The organism is Mycobacterium sp. NGS67 (assembly GCF_059812185.1).
This window is the reverse complement of record NZ_JCALCF010000025.1, coordinates 23,557-47,547: the sequence shown is the minus strand read 5'-3', so window position 1 is coordinate 47,547 and position 23,991 is coordinate 23,557. Positions and strand designations below refer to the sequence as shown.

Genomic DNA, 23,991 nt, shown 5'->3' with positions numbered 1-23,991 from the left:
CGGCCTAGACCAGTCCGAGGCGCTGCAGGACGGCCGCGTAATGGCGGATGACCGGCGCCGAGATGTGCGGAATGTCGTTGTCGGAGCCGATCTTCGCCTCCCGCACCGCGGCCCGGAACCGGTCCGTCGAGGCGTAGGCGCCGCGGGTCGGCGACAACGGGCGCAGTTGGGCGGCATCGCGCAACAACAACGTCTGCAGCACCGAGTGCTGACGCTGTCGGGTCGGGAGGGCACGCAGTCCGGCTTCGAACAACCGCACCCATTCGTCGAAGTCACCCACCCGCCGGATCGGATATCCGGCCTCGCTCAGCCAGTCGACATACTCGTCCAGTCCGATACCGTCGTCGTGCGGATTCATCACGTGGAACGTCTGGAATCCGTCCACCGCTCGCCCACCCAGCACAGCGATCGCCTCGGCGACGAAATCCACGGGCAGCCCGTCGAAGTGCGCGCGTTGCCGGCCTCCGTTCGCGTCGAGCCGATAGAACGATGCGGGTGCGATGCCGGTAGCCAGCACGCTCAGCACCATCCGGGTCACGGTGTCCGACAGGTTCAGCGGGCCGGTGGCGGTGCCGTCGGCGAGGACCATGTCGCAGCGGAACACGGCCACCGGCAGGCCGCACAGCTCGTTGGCCTCCCGCAGCAGTACTTCACTGGCCCATTTGCTGGTGGCGTAGCCGTCGGCCAAGCCGCCGTTGATCACCCGGGTGGGACTGACGACGCGGATGTCGGCGTTCTCGGTGAAGGCCGACGGCTCGATCTGGTTGCCGACGTCGGCGGTGGACACATAGGCGAACGTCTTACGCTTGGCCGTCAGCGCGAGGCGGATCAACTCGGCCGTGCCGACGACGTTGGGTCCGAACAACTCGCTGTAGGACAGGACCGCGTTGACCACGGCCGCGGAATCCACGATCAGGTCGACGGTCTCGGACAGCCGCTGCCAGGATTGCCGGTCCAGACCCAGATCGGTTGCTGCTTTGTCACCGGCGAAGACCCTCAGATGATCGGCAGCCAGATCGCGGAACACCGAAAGCGTTTCCGGGTCGCCGCCCTCGAAGACCTGTTCCAGGCGCCGCCGGCCGTCCTCGTCCGTGTCCGCCCGGACCAAGCAGACCAGCGTGCCGTCGACCGACTCCACCTGCTTGAGCAACTCCAAGACCAGGTATCGACCGACGAAACCGGTGGCGCCGGTGAGCAGAACGGCCCGGACTTCGGCACTCGGGCCCGGCAGGCCGGGGGCGCCGGTGAGCGTCGCGTCGTCGACGAATTCGTCCAATGTGAGGTCCGCGGCGCGTACCTCGACGCCGTCGCGTCCGTGCACGGCCAGATAACGCGCGTGCACGGCCGGGCTGGCGGTGCCCAACCGCTGGCTGAGGCTTCGGACCGATGGGGCGTCGAGCAGGGTGCGAACCCCGAGATCGCTGCCCAGCGCGGCGTTAATCGCGGTGATCGCCCGCATCGCCAAGATGCTGTCCCCGCCGAGTTCGAAGAACGAGTCGTCGACGCCGACACGCTCGAGTCCGAGCACCCGGGCATAGATCCCGGCGAGGGTGTCCTGGACCGCGTTGATCGGCGCCCGGTACAGCTCGCCGTCCTGGTACTGCGGCGCCGGGAGGCCGCGGGTGTCGAGTTTGCCGTTGACCGTGAGCGGCAGCGCATCCAGGACCACCACCGCGGCGGGCACCAGGTAGGAGGGCAGCCGATCGGCCAGCGCCGCCCGCACGTCGGTTCGATCGACGGCCCCGGTCACGTAAGCCACCAGCCGCCTGTCCCCGGGCCGGTCTTCGCGGGCGATCACCACCGCCTGATCGACCTCGGCCAACTCGGTGAGCGCCGCCCGAACCTCTCCCGGTTCGATGCGGAATCCGCGGATCTGGACCTGTTCGTCCGCCCGACCCACATAGCGCAGTTGCCCGTCGACGTCCCAGCTCACCAGATCACCGGTGCGGTACATGCGCGCGCCGGGAACGCCGAACGGGCACGCCACGAATCTCGATGCGGTGAGCCCTGATCGACGCCAATAACCCACACCCACACCGTCACCGGCGACGTACAACTCGCCCACCACGCCGGTCGGCACCGGCCGGAGCCAACCGTCCAGCACGAACAGCGCCACCCCGGGCACTGGCGAACCGATCGGCGGCGCCCCGCACCCGGGCAGCAGCGCGGCGCTTCTGGCCGCATCCACGGTGGTCTCGGTCGGTCCGTAAGCGTTGACCAGTAGACGCCCGCCAGCCCACCGGTCGACGACCTCGGCCGGGCATGCCTCGCCGCCGGTCACCAACGCGAGCGATTCGAGACCATCCGGAGACAACGCGCCCAGCGCGGTCGGGCTCAAATCGAGGACGGTCACCCGTTCGGCGACCAACAGCGCGTGAAATTCGTTGGGCGACTGCATGGTTGCCTCCGGGACGATCACCAGCCGTCCGCCGCGCAGCAGCGCACCCCAGGTCTCCCACACCGAGACGTCGAAGGCGTAGGAATGGCACTGCGCCCACACTCCCCCGCGCGGCAGCGATGCGTCCAGCGACGCCACCATGTGGGTGACGTTGCGTTGAGTGATGGCCACGCCCTTGGGCAGGCCGGTGGTGCCCGACGTGTAGATCAGGTAGGCGATCTCATCGGGCGCGGGCACCGGAACGGTGGTGCCGGGATGGTCGCCGCTGCCGCGCCCATCGATGATCAGCGGATCGTGTCCGTTCAGCCGCGCGGCCAGTTCCGCCGTGGTCAGCACGATGGTCGGGACGGTATCGGCGAGCATGACCTCGATCCGGGCGGCGGGCAGGGCCGGGTCCAGCGGCAGATAGGCCGCCCCGGTTTTGAGGACCGCCGTGATGGCGACGATAGCCTCGATCGAGCGTGTAAACATCAGCGCCACAACGGCTCCCGGGCCGGCACCGAGACCGATCAGCCGGCGCGCCAGCCGGTTCGACGCCTCGTCAAACTCCCGGTAGGTCATCGTCGAGCCGATGCAACTCAGCGCGACCGCATCGGGGGTGCGGGCGACCTGAACGGCCAACGCCGCCGGAATCGATTGTGCCGTCGCCGGACCCCGGGCCAACACCACGCGGTTGGCCCATCGATCCAGTTGCGCCCCCTCCGCGGGATCCAGCAGATCCAGTGACGACAACGAAAGCCTCGGGTCGTGGGCCATCGTGACGAGGATCCGCCGCAACCGGTCCGCCAGGCCGTCGATGGCCGCCGCGTCGAAGAGGTCGCTGCGGTAGTCGACGTCCAGGCGCAGTTCGTCGCCGGGTGCGGCTTGCATCACCAGCGGGTAATGCGTGTGTTCGCGGGTGGTGACGCCGGTGACGGCGATTCCAGGCGTGTCCAGCAGGACGCCGGTGTCGAGCGGGTAGTTCTCGTAGACGACGAGGGTGTCGAAGAGGACCTGGTGGCCAGTGATGCGGTGCAGATCGCGCAACCCCAGGTGTTGGTGCTCGAGTGTGCGGTGGTGATGAGTGTGCAACTGGCGCAACAAGTCTGCGGTCGTGGTTGCCGCGGTGACGCGCGCCCGCACCGGGACGGTGTTGATGCACAGCCCCACCATCGATTCCGCGCCGGCCAACTCGGTCGGCCGGCCCGACACCGGGACACCGAAAACGACATCGTGGCAACCGGTCTGGATGACGAGCAAGTGGGCCCAGGCGGCCTGCAGGACGGTGCTGATGGTGGTGCGGAATGCGCGCGCCAGTTCGCCGAGCAACCGAGTGTCATCGGCGGACAGCCGGACCCCGACGGAGTTGCGCGGACCCTGCCCGATCCGGTCGGCGGGGGCCACCAGTGTCGGGGTGTCGAAGCCGGCCAGGACCTCGCCCCAGGCGGCGTGGGCGGCGGCAACGTCCCGGTCGGCCAGCCAGGCCACCAAGCGGCGGTACGGCGGGGCCGCGGGTAGCCGCTGCCGGTGATAGCCGGCGAAGATCTCCCGCAGCAGGATCGGCATCGACCATCCGTCGGCTACGACGTGGTGATTGGTCAGCACGAACCGGTACTGATGCTCGGCAGTGCGGATCAGCAATGCCCGAAATCCTTGTGCGTCAACGAGGTTGCATACCGCCGCGCGCTCGTCGGCGCACAGTTGCCGGATCTGGTCTTCGTCGTCGAGCTCGGCATAGCGCCACCGGGCGGCGGGGTCACCGGCGAGAACCTGCACGGGCTCGTCGAATTGGGTGCTGAAGCGTGCAACCAGGTGCGGGTGCCGCTCGACGACCGTTTGCACCGCGTCGCGCAGCCGGCCGGGTTCGACGGCTCCGGTGACCGTGATGTCCAGCTGGACCGTGTACACCTCACCGGACTCCGCGGTGCTGGTGTGGAAGAGCAGCCCCTGTTGCATGGGGGTCAGGGGTAGCACGTCCGCGACCCGGTGTTGCCGCTGCAGCTCGTCGATCTGCTGTTGAGTGAGTCGGGCGGGCGCGATGTCGGACGGGGTCAACCCGCCTCCGCCGGATCGCACGTGCGCGCAGATGCCGCGCAGCGCTTCGAACCACAATCCGCTGAGCCGGGCGACCCGGATGTCGTCCAGTGTCGACGGTGCCCACGTCCAGGTGGCATGCAGCTGTGGGCCGGTATCGGTGTCCAGGGTGGCGGCGTTGAGTTCGACGGTGTGCAGCAACGGCATGGGCAATGCGGTGCCCACGGTGTCGGTGAACAGGGAACCCCAGTGGCAGATGCGCCAGCCGTCCTTGCGGGCGGCAGCGCCCAGTCGTCCCAGGTAGTTGAATCCGATCGTGGGATCGGTTGCGGGCAGGGTTATTTCGTCGTTGAGATAGCGCAGCATGCCGTAGGTCAGGCCGTCGGGCACGGCCCGGAGCTGCTCCTTGACGTTCTTGACCACGTCACCGAGTGCCGGCTGGCCGGCCACCACCTGCGGCCAGGTCAGCCCGCCCGCCGTCAGCGCCACCGGGTACTTCGCGGTGAACCAGCCCACGGTCTGCGACAGGTCGATTCCGGGTGCCCGTTCGTCGTCGCGTCCGTGGCTCTCGACGTCGACGCCGATCGGTGTGTCCATTGCGTCGAGGAATTCAGCGCACGCCAAGACGAAAGCGATCAACAAGATGTCGTGCACGCCGGCGTGAAACGCTGCCGGCACCTCGCCCAGCAGCTCCCGCGTGGTCTCGGTGTCCAACGTCACCGCCAGGTTCCCGGCGGTGGCGAACGTGTCGAGCGCGGCGTTCACCGGCGGCAACGCCGGGGGCGTCACGGCTACTCGGCGCCATATGTCCGCGGTCGCGACAGCTTGCGGTGAACGCGCTTGCTCACGTAGCAGTGCCGCCCAGCGCCGATACGACGTCCCGGCCGCCGGCAGTTCGACCGGCTGACCTGTGCGGCGGTGCACCCACCCGGCATTGATGTCCTGCAACAGGATTCGCCAGGACACCCCGTCGACTGCCAGGTGGTGCACGATCAGCACCAGCTGGCCGACCGAGGTCACCCACAAGGCACTCAACATCATGCCCGCAGCCGGATTCAACCGGGACCGCGCCGCGAGCAACGCGTGGTCGGACAGCACCTCGACCGATTGCAGGCAATCGGTGGCGTCCAGCGCATCCGGGTCGGGCACGTGCATCGCCCAACCCCCGGTGCCGTCGTCGTCGACCCGCAAGCGCAGCATGGCATGTCGCTTCAACAAAAAACGCAGCAGCGCAACGACATCCGCTTCGGTGACGCCCGCCGGAGCCTGCAGCAACACCATCTGGTTGAACTGTGCCACCGGCGCGTCCAGAGCGTGTAGCCAGCGCATCATCGGTGTCAGCGCTACCTCGCCCACGACGTCGTCGTCGTCCGCGTGGGTTTCGTCGGCGATCGCGGCGACCTGGGCTACCCCGGCGACGGTCTGTTCGACGAAGATGTCGCGTGGCCGGCAGAGCACCCCGGCCGCGCGCACCCTCGACACGACCTGCATCGCCAGGATGCTGTCACCCCCCAGCTCGAAGAACGACTCGTCGACACCGACGCGCTGCAGCCCGAGGACTTCGGCGTAGACGACCGCCAGCACTTCCTCCACCGGGCTACCCGGGGCGCGGTAGGTGTCGGCGTCCTGGTAATCCGGCGCCGGAAGTGCCCGCGTGTCCAGCTTGCCGTTGACGGTGAGCGGCCACGCGTCCAGGAGGACCACCGCGGCCGGCACCATGTACGACGGCAGCCGCTCGGCCAATGCCGCACGCGCACCGGCGAGATCGGGCACTCCGGTGACGTAGGCGACCAGTCGCTTGTCGCCGGGCCGGTCTTCGCGGGCGATCACCACCGCCCTATCCACTCCGTCGAGGCCGGCGACCGCGGCCTGAACCTCCCCGAGTTCGATGCGGTAGCCGCGGATCTTGACCTGTTCGTCGGCGCGGCCGAGGTACTCGAGTTGGCCCTCGGCTGGACCGTTGTGGCACCACCGCACCAAGTCCCCGGTGCGGTACATGCGCGCGCCCGCCGCACCGAACGGGCAGGCGACGAATCGAGACGCCGTCAACCCGCCCCGGCGCCAATACCCCAGGCCGACACCCCTTCCCGCGATGTAGAGCTCGCCAACCACACCGGGCGGCACCGGGCGCAACCAGTTGTCCAGCACGAACAACGACGCCCCCGACACCGGTGAGCCGATGGGAGGCGAACCCGGCAGCCCCGCTTTCAGGGGTGCGCTCATCGAGGCATAGATGGTGGCCTCGGTCGGGCCGTAGGCGTTGATCATGATCCGCCCGGGCGCCCACTGTGCCACCACGTCGGGCGGACATGCCTCACCGGCGACCACCAATGCCGTCGATTCCAGCCCCGCGGCGGGCAGGACCCTGACTGCCGACGGGGTTTGGCTGAGCACGTCGACCTTCTCCGCGGCCAGCAGATCGTGGAAGTCTGTCGGCGAGGCGGCCACTTCCTCCGGGACGATGACCAGTCGGCCACCGCGCAGCAAGGTGCCCCAGATCTCCCACACCGACACGTCGAATGAATACGAATGCCACTGCGCCGCAGCGAACGCGAACGGCTCCGGGGACGCCTCGAAGTAACCTGAGTTGCCGAGCAGCTGCGTCACGTTATGGTGCGTGATCGCAATGCCTTTGGGCACACCGGTGGTGCCCGACGTGTAGATGAGGTAGGCGATGTGGTTCGGCGCCGGCACTGGCAGGGGTGTGCACGGCAGTTGCTGGATCTCGGGGTCGGTGACGTCGATCACCGGCAGCTCGTGCCCGTCCAGCAGGTGTGCGCGGTCGCTGGCCGTGACCGCCGCGACCGGGGCGGTGTCGGCGAGCATGAATGCGATCCGCGCCGGCGGCAGCGCCGGGTCGATCGGCAGGTATGCCGCACCGGTTTTGAGCACCGCCGTCATTGCCACGATCGCCTCGGCGCAGCGACAGAACAACAGCGCCACGCCGGTGCCGGGGCCGACGCCATGCTGGGTGAGCCTGCGCGCCAACCGGTTCGATGCCTCGTCGATTTCCCGGTAGGTCCAGGACCGCGGCCCGCAGGTGAGCGCCGTCGCATCCGGGGTGCGCGCGACCCGAGCCGCCCACGCCGCCGGGATCGACACCGCAGGGGGTGCGGGCTGGGTCAGCACGGCGCGGTTGCCCCAGCGGTCCAGTCGGGTCTGTTCGTCGGCGACAAGCAGGTCCACCGCGGACAATCGGCGTTTCGGGTGCGCGGTGAGTTCGGTCAGCAGCCCCTCCAGCCGGTCGCACAGCGTCTCGATGGTGGCGACGTCGAACACATCGGTGCGGAACTCGCACGTTCCGCCAATGCCGGCCGGTGCGCCCGCGTCGGTGAGACGTTCACCGAGCGAGAACATCAGATCCATTCGCGCGGTGTGGGTATCGACCGCTACGGGGGTGACCTCGAGGTCACCCAGCGTGAGTTCGGGCGCGACGTTGTTCTGCCAGGCCAGCATGACCTGAACCAAGGGATGGTGGGTCAGCGACCGTTCGGTGTCAAGGCGTTCGACGAGCAGCTCGAATGGCACGTCTTGATGCTCGTAGGCGGCCAGGCTGCGGTGGCGCACCTGCACGAGCAGATCGGCGAACGTCGGACACTGGGCCAAATCGACCCGCAACACCAGCGTGTTCACGAAAAAGCCGACCACACCGTCCAATTCCGGGGCGCCACGACCGGCGACCGGGAATCCCACCGCCACCTCGGGGTTACCGCTGAGCTTCGACAGCAGCACCGCCAGCGCCGACTGCATCACCATGAAACTGGTCACGCCGTGCGCGTGGGCGACCTCGCGTACCCGCCTTTGCAGACTTGCCGGCCAGGTGACCACCACCTTGTCGCCCTGGTGATCGGCGACCGGGGGGTACGGCCGGTCGGTGGGCAGCTCCAGACGCGACTGCAGTCCGGCGAGCGCGTTTTCCCAGTACCTCAACTGCGTCGCCATCCGACTACGACCGTCGTCCAGATCTCCCAACGTCTCCCGCTGCCACAGCGTGTAATCGATGTATTGCACCGGCAATTGCGGCCACGCCGGCGCCAGCCCAGCACACCGGCTCGCATACGCCGCACCCAACTCGGCGGCCAGCACGCCGACCGACCACCCGTCGGCGGCGATGTGATGCAGCGTCAGCAACAGCAGGTGTTCCCGCTCGTTGCTGCTGAAAAGCATTGCCCGCAAAGGCGTCTCGTGCGTCAGGTCGAAGCTGCGGCGCGCGGCATCACACAGGGCCTGCTGCACGCGGACCGCCGGCCAAGTGCCGGTGTGGACGACCCGCCAACCCAGGTCGACCTGCTCGGCGGGGACGACCTGCTGGCGGGGGATGCCGTCGACCGACGGGAACATGGTGCGCAGGCTTTCGTGCCGGGCCACCAGATCGGCCAGCGCCGCACCCAACGCCCGGGTGTCGAGCTCGCCACGCAACCGCAACGCCACCGGCATGTTGTAAACCGCGGAGCGGCCGTGGAATTGGTCGATGATCCACAACCGGTTCTGCGCGAACGACAGTGGGACGATTGCCGGGCGCTCGACGGCAACCAGCGAACCCGACCGATGCCCGCCCACCATGATCCGCGCGGCCAACTGCGCTATGGCCGGCGAGTCGAACAGTGTGCGCACTGCCAGGTTGGTATCCAGGGCGGCGTTGACCGCCGCGACGACTCGCATGGCCATCAGCGAATCACCGCCGAGGTCGAAGAAGGAGTCGTCCACGCCGACTCGCTCCACACCGAGCACATGGGCGTAGATGCCCGTCAGGATCTCCTCGACCGGCGTTGTCGGGGCACGGTAATCACCACTGTCCGGATGGCGTGGCGCGGGCAGGGCGTCGACGTCGAGTTTGCCGTTCACGGTCAGCGGCAACGCCTCCACCGACAGCAACGCGGCAGGCACCAGGTAGGACGGCAGCCGCTGCGCCAACTCGGTGCGCAGCGCGGCCGGGTCGGCCGTCCCGGTCAGGTATCCGATCAACCGCCGGTCCCCCGGACGGTCCTCACGGACGACGACCGCCGCCTGCTGCACCCCGTCCAGCCCGGCCAGAACGCTTCGCACTTCGCCCAATTCGACGCGGTAGCCGCGGATCTTCACCTGGTCGTCCACGCGCCCGGCGTAGTGCAGTTGTCCGTCAGGACGCCACGACACCAGATCTCCGGTGCGGTACATACGTGTCGCGGACGTTCCGGGGCCGGCGAAGGGGCAGGCCACGAATCGCGATGCCGTCAAACCGGTGCGGCCCACATACCCGTAGGCGACGCTGTGGCCGGCTATGTACAACTCCCCCACCACACCGGGCGGCACCGGACGCAGCCACTCGTCGAGCACGAACAACGCAGCACCGGGCACCGGGGAGCCGATCGGTGGCGATTCGGGCCGCCCGGCGGTCAAGGGCGCGCTCGAGGTCGCATAAACGGTTGTTTCGGTAGGCCCGTAGGCGTTGATCATCACCCGGCCCGGCGCCCACCGATCCACCACGTCGGCCGGGCACGGTTCACCACCCAGCAGCAGCGCGGTGGATTCCAGGCCGGTGGTCGCCAACATGCCTGTCGCGGACGGGGTTTGGGTGAGGACGTTCACCCGTTGGGAGACCAGCAGGCCGTGAAAATCGGTCGGTGAGCCCGCCACCTCTTCGGGCACCACCACCAGTCGACCACCGTGCAGCAGGGCGCCCCAGATCTCCCACACCGAGAAATCGAAGGCGTACGAATGACATTGGGACCAGACCTGCTCCGATGGCAGGCCTGCGATCGGGGACCGGATGAGTTGGGTCAGGTGGTGATGACTGACGGCGACGCCCTTCGGGACACCGGTGGTGCCCGAGGTGTAGATGACGTAGGCGATGTCGTGCGGGTCCGGAACCGGGAGTTCGGTGCCGGTTTCGGGGTCGGCCCGAAGAGCTTCGTCGAGGTCGATCACCGGCAACCGGTGTCGGACCAACCGTTCAGCCAGATCGGCGGTGGTGACCGCGGCGATCGGTGCGGCGTCACCGATCATGAAACCCATTCGGCTACTGGGTGATTGGGGGTCCAGCGGCAGGTAGGACGCACCGGTCTTGAGGATGGCCAGCATCGCGATGACAGCCCGCGCCGACCGACGCAACAGCAACGCGACGCACGCCCCCGGTCCCGCTCCGCGCTGGGAGAGCAACCGGGCCAGGCGATCAGCGGCCCGGTCGACGTCGCAGTAGGACCACGAGGACGCCCCGTCGGTCAGCGCCACCGCAGACGGAGACTTCGCGACCTGCAGCTGCCAGGCCGCCGGAATCGATATCGCCGGGGGCGCCGCGCTGGTCAGCACCGCACGATTGCCCCATTTCGCCAGTTGCGCGTACTCATCGGTGCTCAGCACATCCAGCGCCGACAACCGCTGGCCGGGATGCGCTGTGACGGCTGCCAATACCGTCGCCAACCGCGCGATCAGTGTTGCGATCGTGGCGGCGTCGTACACGTCCGTGCGGAATTCGGCCCGCACGCCGATGCCGGCGGGTTCGCCGCTGTCCGTGGCACGCTCGACGAGGAACAACGCCAGATCCATGCGGGCGGTGTGGGTTTCGACCGGCACGCCGGTGATCTGCAGGTCACCGGCGGCCAGTCCGACGGTCGGATCGTTACTCTGCCAGGCCAGCATCACCTGGACCAGCGGATGGTGCGTCCGCGACCGAGGCGGATTGAGCCGATCGACCAGCGCCTCGAACGGCACATCCTGGTGCTCGTACGCGGCCAGGCTGCGCCGCCGCACCTGCGCGAGTAGCTCGGTGAAAGTCGGGTCACCGCTCAGGTCGACACGCAGCACCAGCGTATTGACGAAGAAACCCACCAACGCCTCGAGCGCCGGGTCACCGCGACCCGCGATCGGGAAGCCCACCGCCACATCGTGACTCGCGCTGAGCCGAGAAAGCAGTGCGGCCAACGCCGCCTGGACCACCATGAAGCTGGTCGCGTTGTGCGCGCGGCCGAGGTCTCGGACCCGGTGTTGCAGCGAGGCCGGCCATTCCACGACGACCTGGTCACCGTGATGATCGGCGACCGGCGGATACGGCCGATCGGTCGGCAGCTCCAGGCGTTGCGGCAGCCCGGCCAATTCCGTCGCCCAATAGTCCACCTGAGCGGCCAGCGGACTGTCCGGGTCGGTCAGATCGCCGAGGTTCTCCCGCTGCCACAGCGTGTAATCGATGTACTGCACGGGCAATTCGGCCCAGTCCGGGGCCCGGCCGGCGCATCGGCTCAGGTAAGCGGTGATGATGTCGCCGGCCAGCACGCCGATCGACCAACCGTCGCCGGCGATGTGGTGCACCACGACGACCAGCACGTGTTCCCGCTCAGAGAGCGCGAAAAGCGTTGCGCGAATCGGTATCACCGCTGCCAGATCAAAACTGTAACGCGCGGTCTCCCCGATTGCCTGTTCCAGTCGGTCCGGTGCCCACCCAGCGGCACAAACGATCTGCCAACCGAAGTCGGCGCGCGCTGCGGGCACGACCACCTGCCGGGGCACGCCATCGACCGCGGCGAACACCGTACGCAGCGCCTCGTGGCGCCGCACGGTGTCGATCAAGCCCGCGCCCAGCGCGTCGGTGTCGAGGTGGCCGAGCAGCCGCAACGCGACGGCCCGGTTGTAGACCGGCGAGGCCCCCTGCAACTGGTCGATGAACCACAACCGGCTCTGCGCATACGACAACGGCACGACCGCCGGCCGCGGGACGGCCCGCAACGGCTTGAGCACACCGGAGTCACCGACGATCCGTGACGCCAGCTGGGAGATGGTCGGCGCATCGAAGAGCGCACCGACCCGCAGATCGGCGTTGCAGGCCGCATTGGCCGCGACGATCACCCGCATCGCCGACAGCGAGTCCCCACCCAAGTCGAAGAACGATTCGTCGACACCGACCCGCTCGGCGCCGAGCACCTGGGTGAAGATGTCGATCAGCAACTGCACGATTTTCGCGGCTTGCTCGTCGGACCGCGCCGGTCCCCCGGTGTCGAGTCTGCCGTCAAGCGTTGTCATCTCGCCGCCAAGTTCCCGACGGCCCGCAACTCAGAAGCCCGTGCCCTGCGCCAACCTCTCGCGCAGGCTCTTGGGCCGGATGTCGGTCCAGTTCCGGTCGATGTAGTCCAGGCAAGCGCCTCGATCCGCTTCGCCGTACACCACTCGCCACCCGGCCGGAACGTCGGCGAACACCGGCCAAAGGCTGTGCTGCTCTTCGTCGTTGACCAACACGACAAAGCGACCACTGTCGTCGTCGAACGGATTGATACTCACTCGTTCTCCTAACCACCTAGCGATGGGTCAACGGCTAGACCAGCGAGCGCGGACCGTCTTGGTGTGCACGGACCAGCGTCGACAAGATAACACCGGCAACCTGTTCTTCGGGACTCCAAAACCCCGGTTGCCACATAGCTTGCGGCGCAGCGCTTGCCGTCGCTTCGCGGATTTCTTGCGGAATTCTTGCGCGTACCGGATCGGCGTTCGATGTCCAGAACCGGCCACTCGGGCGGATAATCGACACGCCGTCGACGATTGGAGCGCACCATGCCCGTCATGCCCAAGCCCTACCGATCTTTGCAACTGGCACTCGTAATCTTCGGCTCGGTAATGCTTCTCGTCTATCCCTTGGCCGTGGTCTGGCCGTCGGGTTGGGCCTGGCATTCCGGACCGCCCCACCACTCCGACTACTTCATGATGATCGTCGGGGTGTACGCGACGCTGGGCGTGTTCTTGATCAATGCGGCCCGCAGTCCGCAGCAGCACCTCAGCCTGATCTGGTTTGCGATCTGGTCCAGCGCTGTGCACGCGGCGATCATGGCGGTCGAGTCCTTCAGCGGCCACCATCGAATGGGACACCTGTGGGGCGATGTCACCGCGCTGCTTCTGGTGGCGGTCGTCTTGGCCGTGCTGGTACGGCGCTCCGACCTCAAACAGCCTGCCGCCGGCCCCGTCAGCCGGTAGGCGTCACGACGCCGGTGACTCCTCCGGAGTCCAGGCTGGTGGTTGGCCCGGCCGCCCGGGGAACAGGAAGTCGACGAAAGCCGCGGCGGTGGGCTGCGGTTCGTGGTTGGCCAGCCCCGGTCGCTCGTTGGCTTCGATGAACGCGTACTCGTCGCCGGCGACGTCGGGTACCAGCAAGTCGATGCCGGTCACCGGGATGCCGATCGCCTCGGCGGCCGACACGGCCACCCGACACAGTTCCGGGTTCACCTGCGCGGTGACGTCGTGGATCGTCCCGCCCTGATGCAGGTTGGCGGTGTGGCGAACCCGCAATCGGATCCCTTCGGGAAGCACGTCGTCGAGCGACCAACCCGATTCGGCGACGGTGGCCTCGGTGAGGTCGTCGAGGGGGATGCGGGATTCGCCGCCGGTAGACGCCGAGCGCCGTCGGCTCTCGGCACCGATCAGATCCCGGATGGTGTGGTCACCGGTGCCGATGACTTCCGGCGGCACCCGCAGCGCTGCGGCGACGACCCGGCCGTCGATCACCACCAACCGAAGGTCGTTGCCCGGCACCCGCTGTTCGATCAGCACCTCCCGGTACTGTTCCCGCGCCCGCGCGAGGGCGGCGGCAAGCTCACCGGGCCCGCGTTCGGCGGTGATGCCCACGGTGATGCCCTTGCCCTGCTCGCCGCGGGTGGGTTTGACGACGACCTCCCCGACCTCGGTCAAGAACGCGTAGTCCGCGTCGTCGAAGGTGGCCAGCCGGGCGCGCGGTACGGTGATGCCGACCTCGGAAACCAGCCGGCGGGTCAGCCGCTTGTCGTCGCACCGGCACATCGCGACAGCCGAAGTGAACTCCGACAGCGACTCCCTGGTGACGATACTGCGACCGCCGTGCGAGAGCCGGATCTCGCCGGTCTCGGCGTCCAGGACCTCCACCCAGATACCGCGGCGCAGAGCCTCGTCGGCGATGATCCTGGCATAGGGGTTGAGGTCGTCGACGGTCTCGGGCGACGGGGTGAACAGCGGTTCGTTGATCGCGTTCTTGCGCTTGATCGCCAGCACCGGGACCCGCCGAAAACCCAGCTTCTCGTACAGCGCGGTGGCAGCGGCGTTGTCGTGCGCGACGGACAGATCCATGTAGGCACGGCCCTTGGCCCGGAAGTGCTCGGCCAGCGCCCGGGTCAGGGCCGCGCCCAGTCCGGGCAGCGCGGCGGCGGGATCCACCGCCAGACTCCACAGACTCGATCCGTGTTCGGGATCGGAGAACAGCACTTCGTGGTCGACTCCGGTGACGGTGCCCACCACCGCACCGTCCTCGTTGCGTACCGCCAGCAGATAGGTCAACGCCTCGACCCCTAGATGGTTCTGCCAGATCGTCTCGACCGGCGCGGGGACCATTCCGCACCGGACGTAGACGCGGTTCATCGCGTCGGCGTCGCCCACATCGCTCAGGGTGCGCACCGTGACATACGGAGGTGGAGTGGGCGGCTCCTCGTCGCTCAGTTCGGCGAAGCGCAGCCGGTAGGTGTGGCTGGGGTCGATGAACAGTTCAGCGGGAGCCTTGGCCACAACCACATGGGACTCGCGCGCATAGATGCAGATGTCGCGACGGCCGGGGGCCTCCCGGCGCAGCGTTTCGGCCAATGTGTCGGCGTCGGCGAATGTCTGCCCGAAAATCAGTCGGCCCCAGCCTAATTCGAGTTCCACATCGTGCGACATCAGCTCTGCGAACTCGGGTGGTGCGGCATTGTGCAGCGCGAGGGTGATCGCCTCGGGGTTGTCCTCCGACGGGTCGAACTCGCTCATTCCGCGGTCCCGGTGACGCCGTGCTTCTGCAACCACATCTCCAGCAGGGCGATCTGCCAGAGTTCGTTGCCGCGCAACGGAGTCAACCTGCGGTTGGGATTGGCCAACAGAGCCTCGACGGCGTCGGCGCGAAACAGGCCGCGCTCCTTGGCAACCGGCGCGTAGAGCGCGTCACGGACCATGTCCAGATAGGGCCCCTCCAGATGGGTCAGGGCCGGAACCGGGAAGTATCCCTTGGGGCGGTCGATGACCTCGGCGGGAATGACCCGGCGCGCAGCCTGTTTGAGGACACCTTTGCCTTCGTGGGCGATCTTCAACTCCGGCGGACAGGTCGCGGCGAGTTCCACCAATTCGTGGTCGAGGAAGGGCACCCGTCCTTCCAGACCCCAGGCCATGGTCATGTTGTCCACCCGCTTCACCGGGTCGTCCACCAGCATCACCGTCGTATCGAGACGCAACGCCCGGTCGATACCGGTCTCGGCATTGGCGCGCGCGAAATGTTCGCTGACGAATCGCTCGCTGGGATCGCCGGGCGCGATGTGCTCCGGTGCCACCAAACCCGCGAGACCGGTCACGTCCCGGTCGAAGAAGGCGCTGCGGTACGCCGCGACCGAACCTTGCAGGCTGCCGGCTTCCGGCGCGCCCATCGGCGGATACCAGTGATAGCCCGCGAACACCTCGTCGGCGCCCTGGCCCGACTGCACGACCTTCACGTGCCGGGACACTTCCTGGCTGAGCAGATAGAAGGCGACACAGTCGTGGCTGACCATCGGCTCGCTCATCGCCCCGATCGCGTCGTCGAGCGCCGGCAGCATCCGGTTGGTCCCGATCCGGATCTGGTGATGATCGGTACCGAAGCGGTCCGCGATGATGTCGGAATACCGGAATTCGTCGCCCTCGACGCCGCCCACCGACTCGAAGCCGATGGAAAACGTCGCGAGCCCGTGCTGGCCCGCCTCGGCGAGCAGTCCGACGATCAGGCTGGAGTCCACACCACCGGAGAGCAGGCAGCCGACCGAGACGTCCGCGACGAGTCGGCGCTTGACCGCGGTACGTAGCGCGGCGAGGACGGCGTCTTCCCAGTCGTTCTCCGACCAGTCGGCGCGCTCGGCGTGGCGGGTGAAATCGGGCACCCAGTAGGTGGTGGCGACGCGCCGGCCGTCGGGTTCGATGGCCAGCAGCGAGCCCGGCGGGATCTTGCGCACCCCACGCAGGATCGTCAGCGGCGCCGGGACGACGGAGTGGAACGTCATGTAGTGGTGCAGCGCGACGTGGTCGATCCGGGTGTCCACGCCGCCCCCGGCCAGTAACGCCGGAAGGGTCGAGGCGAACCGGATCCGATGGCTGTCCTCGCTGAGGTACAGCGGTTTGATGCCGAGCCGATCGCGGCCCAGCAGCACCCGGCCGCTGTCCCGTTCGACGATGGCGAACGCGAACATGCCGTGCAGGTGGGAGACGAAGTCGTCACCCCAACGGTGGTACGCCTTGAGCAGCACCTCGGTGTCGCTGTGCGAGAAGAACCGGTAGCCCTGGCCTTCCAGCTCGCGGCGCAGGTCCTGGTAGTTGTAGATGCAGCCGTTCCAGACGATGGTCAGGCCCAGGTCGGCGTCGACCATGGGCTGGGCCCCGGCCTCGGTCAGGTCGATGATCTTGAGGCGACGATGACCCAGGGCCACCCGGCCTTGTGACCAGGCGCCCGCGGCGTCCGGACCGCGCGGTGACATCACGTCGGCCATCGCCGCGACCGCCGCCACGTCGGGCACCCGGCCGTCGAGTCGCACCTCCCCGGTGGCTCCACACACGTTTCGACCTTATCCGTCCAATTCGACGCGTGCAGAGCGGCCACGGCCGTTCAGCGGCGATGTACGGTTCGACGGTGCAGGTCGACGTGATGACCATTCCGCAGCCGTTGGCGCGGATCGGCGATGTGGCCCGACGCGCGCAGGCGGCCGGATTCAGCGGTCTGTTGTTCACCGAAACGGGCCGGACCGCCTACCTGAACGCCGCGGTGGCCGCGCAAACCGCGCCCGGCCTCGAACTGTCGACCGGGGTCGCGGTCGCGTTCCCCCGCAGCCCGTTCGTCACCGCCGCGACGGCATGGGAGCTGCAGGAGGCCACCGGCGGGAACTTCCGGCTCGGTCTGGGCACCCAGGTGCGCACCCACGTCGTGCGGCGCTACGGGATGCCGTTCGATCGTCCCGGTCCCCGACTGCGGGACTACGTGCTCGCCGTCAAGGCCTGTTTCACCGCGTTCCGGACCGGGACCCTCGATCATCACGGCGAGTTCTACGACCTGGACTTCATCACCCCGCAGTGGTCCGCGGGTCCTATCGAGGCACCCGATCCCAAAGTCGACGTGGCGGCGGTGAACCCGTGGATGCTGCGGATGGCGGGCGAGGTCGCCGACGGTGTGCATGTCCATCCGCTCGGCGAACCCGGGTATCTCGCGCGGCACGTGGTGCCCAATATCGCAGCCGGCGCGGCCAAGGCGCGGCGCACGCCGTCGGACGTGGCGGTGATCGTGCCGGTCATGACGATCGTCGGCGACACCGAAGAGGAACGCCGCAACGAGCGCGAACTGGTGCGCGCCAGTCTTGGCTTCTACGCGAGCACACCCAACTACGCCTTCATCCTGGACGAGGCCGGCTTCGAGGGCACCACCGCGCGGTTGCGGGCGAAGCAAAAAGCCGGCGACCTCGCCGGGATGGCCGAGTTGATCACCGACGAGCACATCGCTGTCTTCGCCACCGAGTCGACGTGGGATGGTTTGGTCGAGGCACTTCTTGGCAAGTACCAGGGAGTCGCCAGCCGGATCGTGCTGTACAACGCGCTGGGCGACCCCGAGCGTTTCGAACGTTACGGGGAGATCGCTCAGCGCATAGCGGCTACAAGTTGAGGAGATGATCCTCGAGCGCATTCGAGAGGTAGCGATAATGCCTGCACCGTCAGCCGAGGTCTTCGACCGCTTGCGTCAGCTCGTCGCGATCGACGGCTTCACCGAACGCCCGACCAGAACCATCGACGAGGTCTTCACCGGCAAGCCGCTCACCACGATCCCGATCGGGACCGCGGCCGACGTCGAGGCGGCATTCACCAAAGCCCGTGCTGCACAAGCGGATTGGGCAAAGCGTCCGGTTTCCGAACGGATCGAGGTGGTTCGCCGCTACCGCGACCTGGTGATCGAGAACCGCGAGTTCCTGATGGACCTGCTGCAGGCCGAGGCGGGCAAGGCCCGCTGGGCGGCGCAGGAGGAGATCGTCGACCTGATGGCCAACGCCAACTACTACGTCCGGGTCAGCGCCGACCTGCTCAAACCCCGCAGAGTGCAGGCGCTGCTGCCGGCGATCGGCAAGGCCACAGTGGGTTACCAGCCCAAGGGCGTGGTCGGGGTGATCTCGCCGTGGAATTACCCGATGACGCTCACCGCCTCGGACTCGGTGCCCGCGCTGCTCGCCGGCAACGCGGTGGTGCTCAAGCCCGACAGTCAGACGCCGTACTGCGCGCTGGCCTGCGCGGAGCTGCTGTACCGAGCCGGTCTGCCTCGGGCGCTGTACGCGATCGTGCCCGGGCCGGGGTCGGTCGTGGGCACCGCTATCACCGAGAACTGCGACTATCTGATGTTCACCGGCTCGTCGGAAACCGGCAGCCACCTCGCCGAGCAGGCCGGTCGTCGGCTGATCGGGTTCTCCGCCGAGCTCGGCGGCAAGAACGCGATGATCGTGACGCGGGGCGCCAATCTGAGAAAGGCGACCAAGGCCGCCATCCGGGCGTGCTTCTCGAACGCTGGACAGCTGTGCATCTCCATCGAGCGGATCTATGTCGAAAAGGACATCGCCGACGAGTTCACCCGCAAGTTCGGTGAGGCGGTGCGCAACATGAAGCTGGGCACCTCCTATGACTTCTCCGTCGATATGGGCAGTTTGATCTCCGAGGATCAGCTCAAGGCTGTGTCCGGTCACGTGGACGACGCAACGGCCAAGGGCGCCAAGGTGATTGCCGGCGCGAAGGCCCGCCCGGACATCGGGCCGCTGTTCTACGAACCGACCGTGCTCACCGATGTCACACCGGAAATGGATTGTGCGCGTGACGAGACGTTCGGTCCGCTGGTCTCGATCTACCCGGTGGCCGACGTGGACGAAGCCGTCGAGAAGGCCAACGACACCTCCTACGGTCTCAACGCCAGCGTGTGGGCCGCCTCGTCCGCAGAAGGCGAGGAGATCGCGGCCCGGTTGCGGTCCGGGACGGTGAACGTCAACGAGGGTTACGCGTTCGCGTGGGGCAGCCTCAGCGCCCCGATGGGTGGGATGGGCATTTCCGGCGTAGGCCGCCGGCACGCCGCCGAAGGACTGCTGAAATACACCGAGTCGCAGACGATCGCCACCGCGCGGGTGTTCAACCTCGATCCGCCGTTCGGGGTTCCCTCGACGTTGTGGCAGAAGGCGCTGCTGCCCATCGTGCGCACCGTGATGAAGCTGCCGGGCCGCACATAACAAGATCACCAAGATCTGCCACTTGCGCCCCACACGACACTAGAGTGCTCTAGGTGGGCAAGAGCACGTCAGGCAACGGCTACGGCCGCTGGCTGGCGATCGCGGTCTCGCTGGTCGTCGCCGGCGGGATGATCTACGCCCAGGACACCCAGCCGAAGACGCAGTGCTGCGCCGAGACACCGTCGGCTTCGGCTTCGGCAGCCGCACCCACCAGCCAACCCACCGCGCCACCGGCCGGGGCGCCGCACGTCGCCACCGCCGAGGAGGCTGCGATGCTGACCGGGAACGCACCCGTCGCCGCCCAGGACTTCCAGGTCGCGCTGCCGGCCGGGGTGGCGCCCGAGCAGGGGCTGCAGATCAAAACCATCTGGGCGGCGCGCGCCATCGGCGTGCTGTTCCCCGAGATCACCACGATCGGCGGATACCGACAAGATGCGCTGCGGTGGCACCCCAGCGGCCTGGCGATCGACGTGATGATCCCTGACCACGGCAGCGAGGCGGGCATCGCGCTGGGCAACCAGATCGCCGGGCTGGCCCTGGCCAATGCCAAACGCTGGGGCATCGATCACGTGATCTGGCGGCAGAAGATCTACATGGGCATCCGGACCGGCAGCTGGACAGCTGACCTGGGCAACGAGACCGCGAATCACTACGACCACGTTCACATCGCCACCAATGGCGGTGGTTACCCGACCGGGCGCGAGACCTACTTCATCGGGTCGATGACGCCGACACCGCCGGACTGAGGGCACCGGTCGCGAGACGCGGATCGGGTTGTCGGGGTTACTGGCGGCGTGGGTGCCGTCGGATCACGCGACGTCAGCCCTAGGGCGTTCGGAGTGAAGCCTGGGCGTTCGGAGTGCAGCCTGGGCGTTCGGAGTGAAGCCTGGGCGTTCGGAGTGAAGCCTGGGCGTTGGGAGTGAAGCCTGGGCGTTCGGAGTGAAGCCTGGGCGTCCGGAGTGAAGCCTGGGCGTTCGGAGTGAAGCCTGGGCGGGAAATCGTCGGAAATTCCGCCCTGGTTACCCCCTCAACGCCAGGATTTCACGCTCAACGCCAGGGTTTCACGCTCAACGCCAGGGTTTCACGACCGCCTGCGGAGCCCGGGCAGCATTTACTTGCCGGACCCCCGTGTTTTCGTCGTAGGCTCCTCGATGTCAGGGTTCACATCGCAGATCAGGAGTCCCCCATGAAGGTGGATGCCAAAGAGCAAGAGGAAGAAGCCCGCCGGGTCCGCACCGACGCCCGTCGGTTGCGCGAGTTCGCCGCGTTCGAAAAGTTCTCGGACAGCGAACTGGAACGTCTGGTCGGCACGGCCCACCACACGGCGCAGTCCTCGCCGTGGCCGCTGATTCGCGAGCAAACTCCGTCGGACGCGTGCTTCATCCTGCTCAGCGGCGAGGCCGGTGTCTACGTGGGCCAAGACCGGGTCGCGGTGGTCGGACCGGGTGAGGTGATCGGCGAATCGGCGTTGCGCCGCGGCAAACTGCGTTCCGCGACGGTCACCACCATCGGGCCCGCGGAGGTGCTGCGCATCGAGCGCGACGACCTCGACCGGTTGCTCCGGGAGATTCCCGCGCTGCGCGAAACCATGGACGCGACGGCCGCCAAGCATGTGCAGGCCGAGCAGCCGCCGAAGCCGAAGCCGGAGCGCTCCAAGGTGAGCGCCTCGATCCCGACCGACTTGGTCGAGCGATTCGAGCAGGCCGCCGACGCCGCCGGAGTGAGCCACTCGGCCGCGCTGGAGGATGCACTCAGCCAGTGGGTGGAACGCAACAGCAAGACGTAGCGAAACCCTGCCCCAGCTGCGGTTGGTTACCCTGGCTGGGGACATGACGCAGAAGAACCGCTGGGCGTGGGGCGCCGCGGTGTTGGTGTTCTCGGCGTTGGCCGCTTGCACGGCGCCGGCGCCGACCGTTCCCAAAGCCGCCCCCAAGGGCCCCAGGTACGTAGCGCTCGGCGACTCGGCGGCGGCCGCGCCGATGGTGCCCGATCCCGCCGGTCCGCCCGGGTGCTTCAAGTCGACCAACGACTACCCCGCGGTGTTGGCCCGCCAACTCGGCGCCAACACCTTCACCGACGTCACCTGCAGCGGCGCCACCACCGCCAACATCACCGAGCGGGCCCAACAGACCAGCGGCGGCGCCGTGCCCGCCCAGATCGACGCGGTAGCCCCCGACACCGAGTTGATCACGATCACGATCGGCGGCAACGACGTCGGTCTGGCAAGCAGCGCGTCGAAGTGCCGTCGCAGTTCGCTGTCCGAGCCACCGTGCTTCGACACCTTCGCTGCCGGGGGAACGGACCGGTTCAGTACGGCGATCCGCGAGCAGGTTCCATCGTGGGACGCCATGATCGACGCCGTGCGGGCACGCGCTCCGCGGGCCAGGATCGTGCTGGTCGGGTACGGAACCTACATCCGGCCCGGCGGCTGCTTCGCCGAGCAACCCATCAACCCCGTTGATGCCGACTACTTTCAAGCCAAAGTCGGCGAGATCGACGACCAGCAGCGGATTTTGGCCACCAGGAAGAACGTCGAGTTCTTCGATACGCGGCCGGTCTCGGTCGGCCACGACATGTGCGCCGCACCCGACGACAGATATTTCGAGGGCTTCGTGCTGGCTCACCTTGCCGCACCCCTGCATCCGAATGCGCTGGGCGCCGGCGCCGTGGGCGACGCGCTTGCCGACCGGATCGGGAAAGACCGCACCTGGTGACCAACGACGGGCCGACCCGGCAGCGACTGAAATCCACGATCCTCGCCCTGGCTGCGCACCGCGGTCCGCACAGCAGCATCTGTCCCTCCGATGCCGCCCGGGCCGTCGGCGACGACAACTGGCGCGAGCTGATGGACGACGCTCGCGATGTGGCTCGGGAACTCGCCAGGTCCGGCGACGTGCAGATCACGCAGCGCGGCACCGCGCTTGACCCGGATGCCACCTGGCGCGGCCCCATCCGCATCAGGATCGTCCCGCGCTGACGACGTAACCTGGCCCGCATGGCCATCGAATCGGCAATGCTCGCCCTCGGTACCCCCGCCCCGTCCTTCACGCTGCCCGACCCGGCGACCGGTGCGACGGTCAGCCTCGAGGACCTGGCCGGCCCCGCGTTGGTCGTCACCTTCATCTGCAACCACTGCCCCTACGTCCAGCACGTCGCGGCCGGGCTGGCCGCGCTGGGTCGGGACCTGGCCGGGCAGGGTGTCGCGATGGTCGGCATCTCCAGCAACGACGTCGTCACGTATCCGCAGGACGGACCCGAACAGATGGTCACCGAGGCCCGCAGGCACGGCTGGACTTTCCCGTACCTCTACGACGAAACCCAGGACGTCGCCCGCGCCTTCTCCGCGGCCTGCACGCCGGACACCTTCGTCTTCGACGGTGAGCGCCGACTCGTGTACCGCGGCCAGCTCGACGACTCCCGGCCCAAGGACGACCGGCCCGTGACGGGCGCCGACGTGCGGGCGGCCGTCGACGCCGTTCTCGCCGGACGACCGGCGGACCCGAACCAACGGCCGTCGATCGGATGCGGCATCAAGTGGCGGTCCAGCTGACGGTGGGTCCTGCCGACTGCGGGTCGAACCAGTCCCGCAGCATTTGACTCGCCAGCGGGGCACAATTCACCGTGGAACTGGTCGACATCGACACCGGGAGGGGCACATTGAGCAAGAAGAACGACGAGCGCGACGTCGAGCAGGACGAACCGAAGGGCGGTCGACCCGGCCCGGCCGATCACGGTCGCGAGGGCGGCATGGCCACCCGCGAACAGGCCCCCGAACTCACCGAGCCCAGCGACGGGGACTGACATGACGCGTGTCGAGCCGTCGGATGCGTTCGCTGAGGTGTCGAGAATCGAACTGGGACAAGGGGATCGCATCAACCTCGGGGTGGCGGCCATCATGATGCGCCTGCCGGAGGTGTCAGTGGCCTTCGGCGGAGTGACGGCCAAGCTCAAGGAGACCGGCACGTTGCCGCCGCGTCTGGTCGAACTGGTCCGGCTGCGCATCGCATTCCACAACCAATGCCGCAGCTGCATGTCGGTGCGCTACCAGACCGCCGTCGATGACGGCTTGACCGAAGACCTGGTGTGCTCGCTGGAACGCCCCACTGAGGCGCCGGACCTGACGGACGCCGAGCGCAGTGCGCTGCGCTTCGCCGACCTGTTCGCCACCAACCATCTGGCCATCGACGAGGCGGTGTACGAGGACTTGCGCGGGCACTTCAGCGAAGACGAACTGGTCGAGCTGGGTTTGCACTGTGCGATCGCCGTCGGCTTCGGACGTCTGGCCGCGACCTGGGACGTGGCGGACAACCTGCCCGCGGAGTTCCAGGCCCGGGGTGAGACGCCCGTTGGACCGTGAGCCGGCGG

General features: G+C 67.9%; 14 protein-coding genes and 1 pseudogene. 10 read left to right on the top strand and 5 right to left on the bottom strand.

Translation table 11 applies throughout. From position 1 onward, the window contains the following. Nucleotides 1-4: 4 nt before the first annotated feature. From AC5Y4D_RS20765 to AC5Y4D_RS20755, 3 genes and pseudogenes are all read right to left on the bottom strand, one after another. Nucleotides 5-8,974: an amino acid adenylation domain-containing protein gene (locus AC5Y4D_RS20765; protein ID WP_500038118.1), complete on the bottom strand. Its 8,970-nt coding sequence runs from the start codon at nt 8,972-8,974 to the stop codon at nt 5-7. Between the two features lie 12 nt (nt 8,975-8,986). Continuing rightward, a pseudogene (locus AC5Y4D_RS20760) lies at nt 8,987-12,403 on the bottom strand (non-ribosomal peptide synthetase); the annotation flags it as partial. 30 nt (nt 12,404-12,433) lie between these two features. Next, nucleotides 12,434-12,658: an MbtH family protein gene (locus AC5Y4D_RS20755; protein ID WP_500038108.1), complete on the bottom strand. Its 225-nt coding sequence runs from the start codon at nt 12,656-12,658 to the stop codon at nt 12,434-12,436. A gap of 279 nt (nt 12,659-12,937) precedes the next feature. On the opposite strand from AC5Y4D_RS20755, the gene AC5Y4D_RS20750 reads away from it, so the two are divergent. Next, nucleotides 12,938-13,345, top strand: coding sequence for a DUF6632 domain-containing protein (locus AC5Y4D_RS20750; protein ID WP_500038107.1), 408 nt, complete (start codon nt 12,938-12,940; stop codon nt 13,343-13,345). Nucleotides 13,346-13,348: 3 nt separating this feature from the next. Here the strand turns inward: AC5Y4D_RS20750 and ngg are convergent, their stop codons facing one another. Then, nucleotides 13,349-15,136 carry an N-acetylglutaminylglutamine synthetase gene (gene ngg, locus AC5Y4D_RS20745; protein ID WP_499942670.1) on the bottom strand — a complete coding sequence of 596 codons (1,788 nt, stop codon included), beginning with the start codon at nt 15,134-15,136 and terminating at the stop codon, nt 13,349-13,351. Next, complete coding sequence (locus AC5Y4D_RS20740; protein ID WP_500038106.1) at nt 15,133-16,938, bottom strand: N-acetylglutaminylglutamine amidotransferase; 1,806 nt, start codon at nt 16,936-16,938, stop codon at nt 15,133-15,135. Before AC5Y4D_RS20740 ends, ngg begins: the two co-directional genes overlap by 4 nt. Nucleotides 16,939-17,012: 74 nt before the next feature. Here AC5Y4D_RS20740 and AC5Y4D_RS20735 point away from each other — a divergent pair, with 74 nt between their 5' ends. The 9 genes from AC5Y4D_RS20735 to AC5Y4D_RS20695 all read left to right on the top strand — a co-directional run bounded on the left by AC5Y4D_RS20735 (nt 17,013) and on the right by AC5Y4D_RS20695 (nt 23,983). Continuing rightward, nucleotides 17,013-18,032, top strand: coding sequence for a TIGR03617 family F420-dependent LLM class oxidoreductase (locus tag AC5Y4D_RS20735; RefSeq protein ID WP_500038117.1), 1,020 nt, complete (start codon nt 17,013-17,015; stop codon nt 18,030-18,032). Nucleotides 18,033-18,069: 37 nt separating this feature from the next. Beyond that, entirely contained in the window at nt 18,070-19,626 is a 1,557-nt protein-coding gene (locus AC5Y4D_RS20730) for a succinic semialdehyde dehydrogenase (RefSeq protein ID WP_500038105.1), read from the top strand. Nucleotides 19,627-19,679: 53 nt separating this feature from the next. Further along, a complete protein-coding gene (locus AC5Y4D_RS20725) occupies nt 19,680-20,372 on the top strand; it encodes a VldE C-terminal domain-containing protein (RefSeq protein ID WP_500038104.1) in 693 nt (230 codons plus the stop codon). Nucleotides 20,373-20,812: 440 nt separating this feature from the next. After that, complete coding sequence (locus AC5Y4D_RS20720; protein WP_499942681.1) at nt 20,813-21,412, top strand: cyclic nucleotide-binding domain-containing protein; 600 nt, start codon at nt 20,813-20,815, stop codon at nt 21,410-21,412. A gap of 43 nt (nt 21,413-21,455) precedes the next feature. Next, a complete protein-coding gene (locus tag AC5Y4D_RS20715; RefSeq protein ID WP_500038103.1) occupies nt 21,456-22,340 on the top strand; it encodes an SGNH/GDSL hydrolase family protein in 885 nt (294 codons plus the stop codon). After that, nucleotides 22,337-22,603 carry a DUF3253 domain-containing protein gene (locus tag AC5Y4D_RS20710; protein WP_499942686.1) on the top strand — a complete coding sequence of 89 codons (267 nt, stop codon included), beginning with the start codon at nt 22,337-22,339 and terminating at the stop codon, nt 22,601-22,603. Before AC5Y4D_RS20715 ends, AC5Y4D_RS20710 begins: the two co-directional genes overlap by 4 nt. Before the next feature lie 18 nt (nt 22,604-22,621). Beyond that, nucleotides 22,622-23,176: a thioredoxin family protein gene (locus AC5Y4D_RS20705; protein ID WP_499942689.1), complete on the top strand. Its 555-nt coding sequence runs from the start codon at nt 22,622-22,624 to the stop codon at nt 23,174-23,176. A 71-nt stretch (nt 23,177-23,247) separates the two neighbouring features. Further along, a complete protein-coding gene (locus tag AC5Y4D_RS20700) occupies nt 23,248-23,427 on the top strand; it encodes a hypothetical protein (RefSeq protein ID WP_499942892.1) in 180 nt (59 codons plus the stop codon). Nucleotide 23,428: 1 nt separating this feature from the next. After that, on the top strand, nt 23,429-23,983 hold the full coding sequence (locus tag AC5Y4D_RS20695) for a carboxymuconolactone decarboxylase family protein (RefSeq protein WP_499942692.1): 555 nt from the start codon (nt 23,429-23,431) through the stop codon (nt 23,981-23,983). The last annotated feature ends 8 nt before the right edge of the window (nt 23,984-23,991 follow it).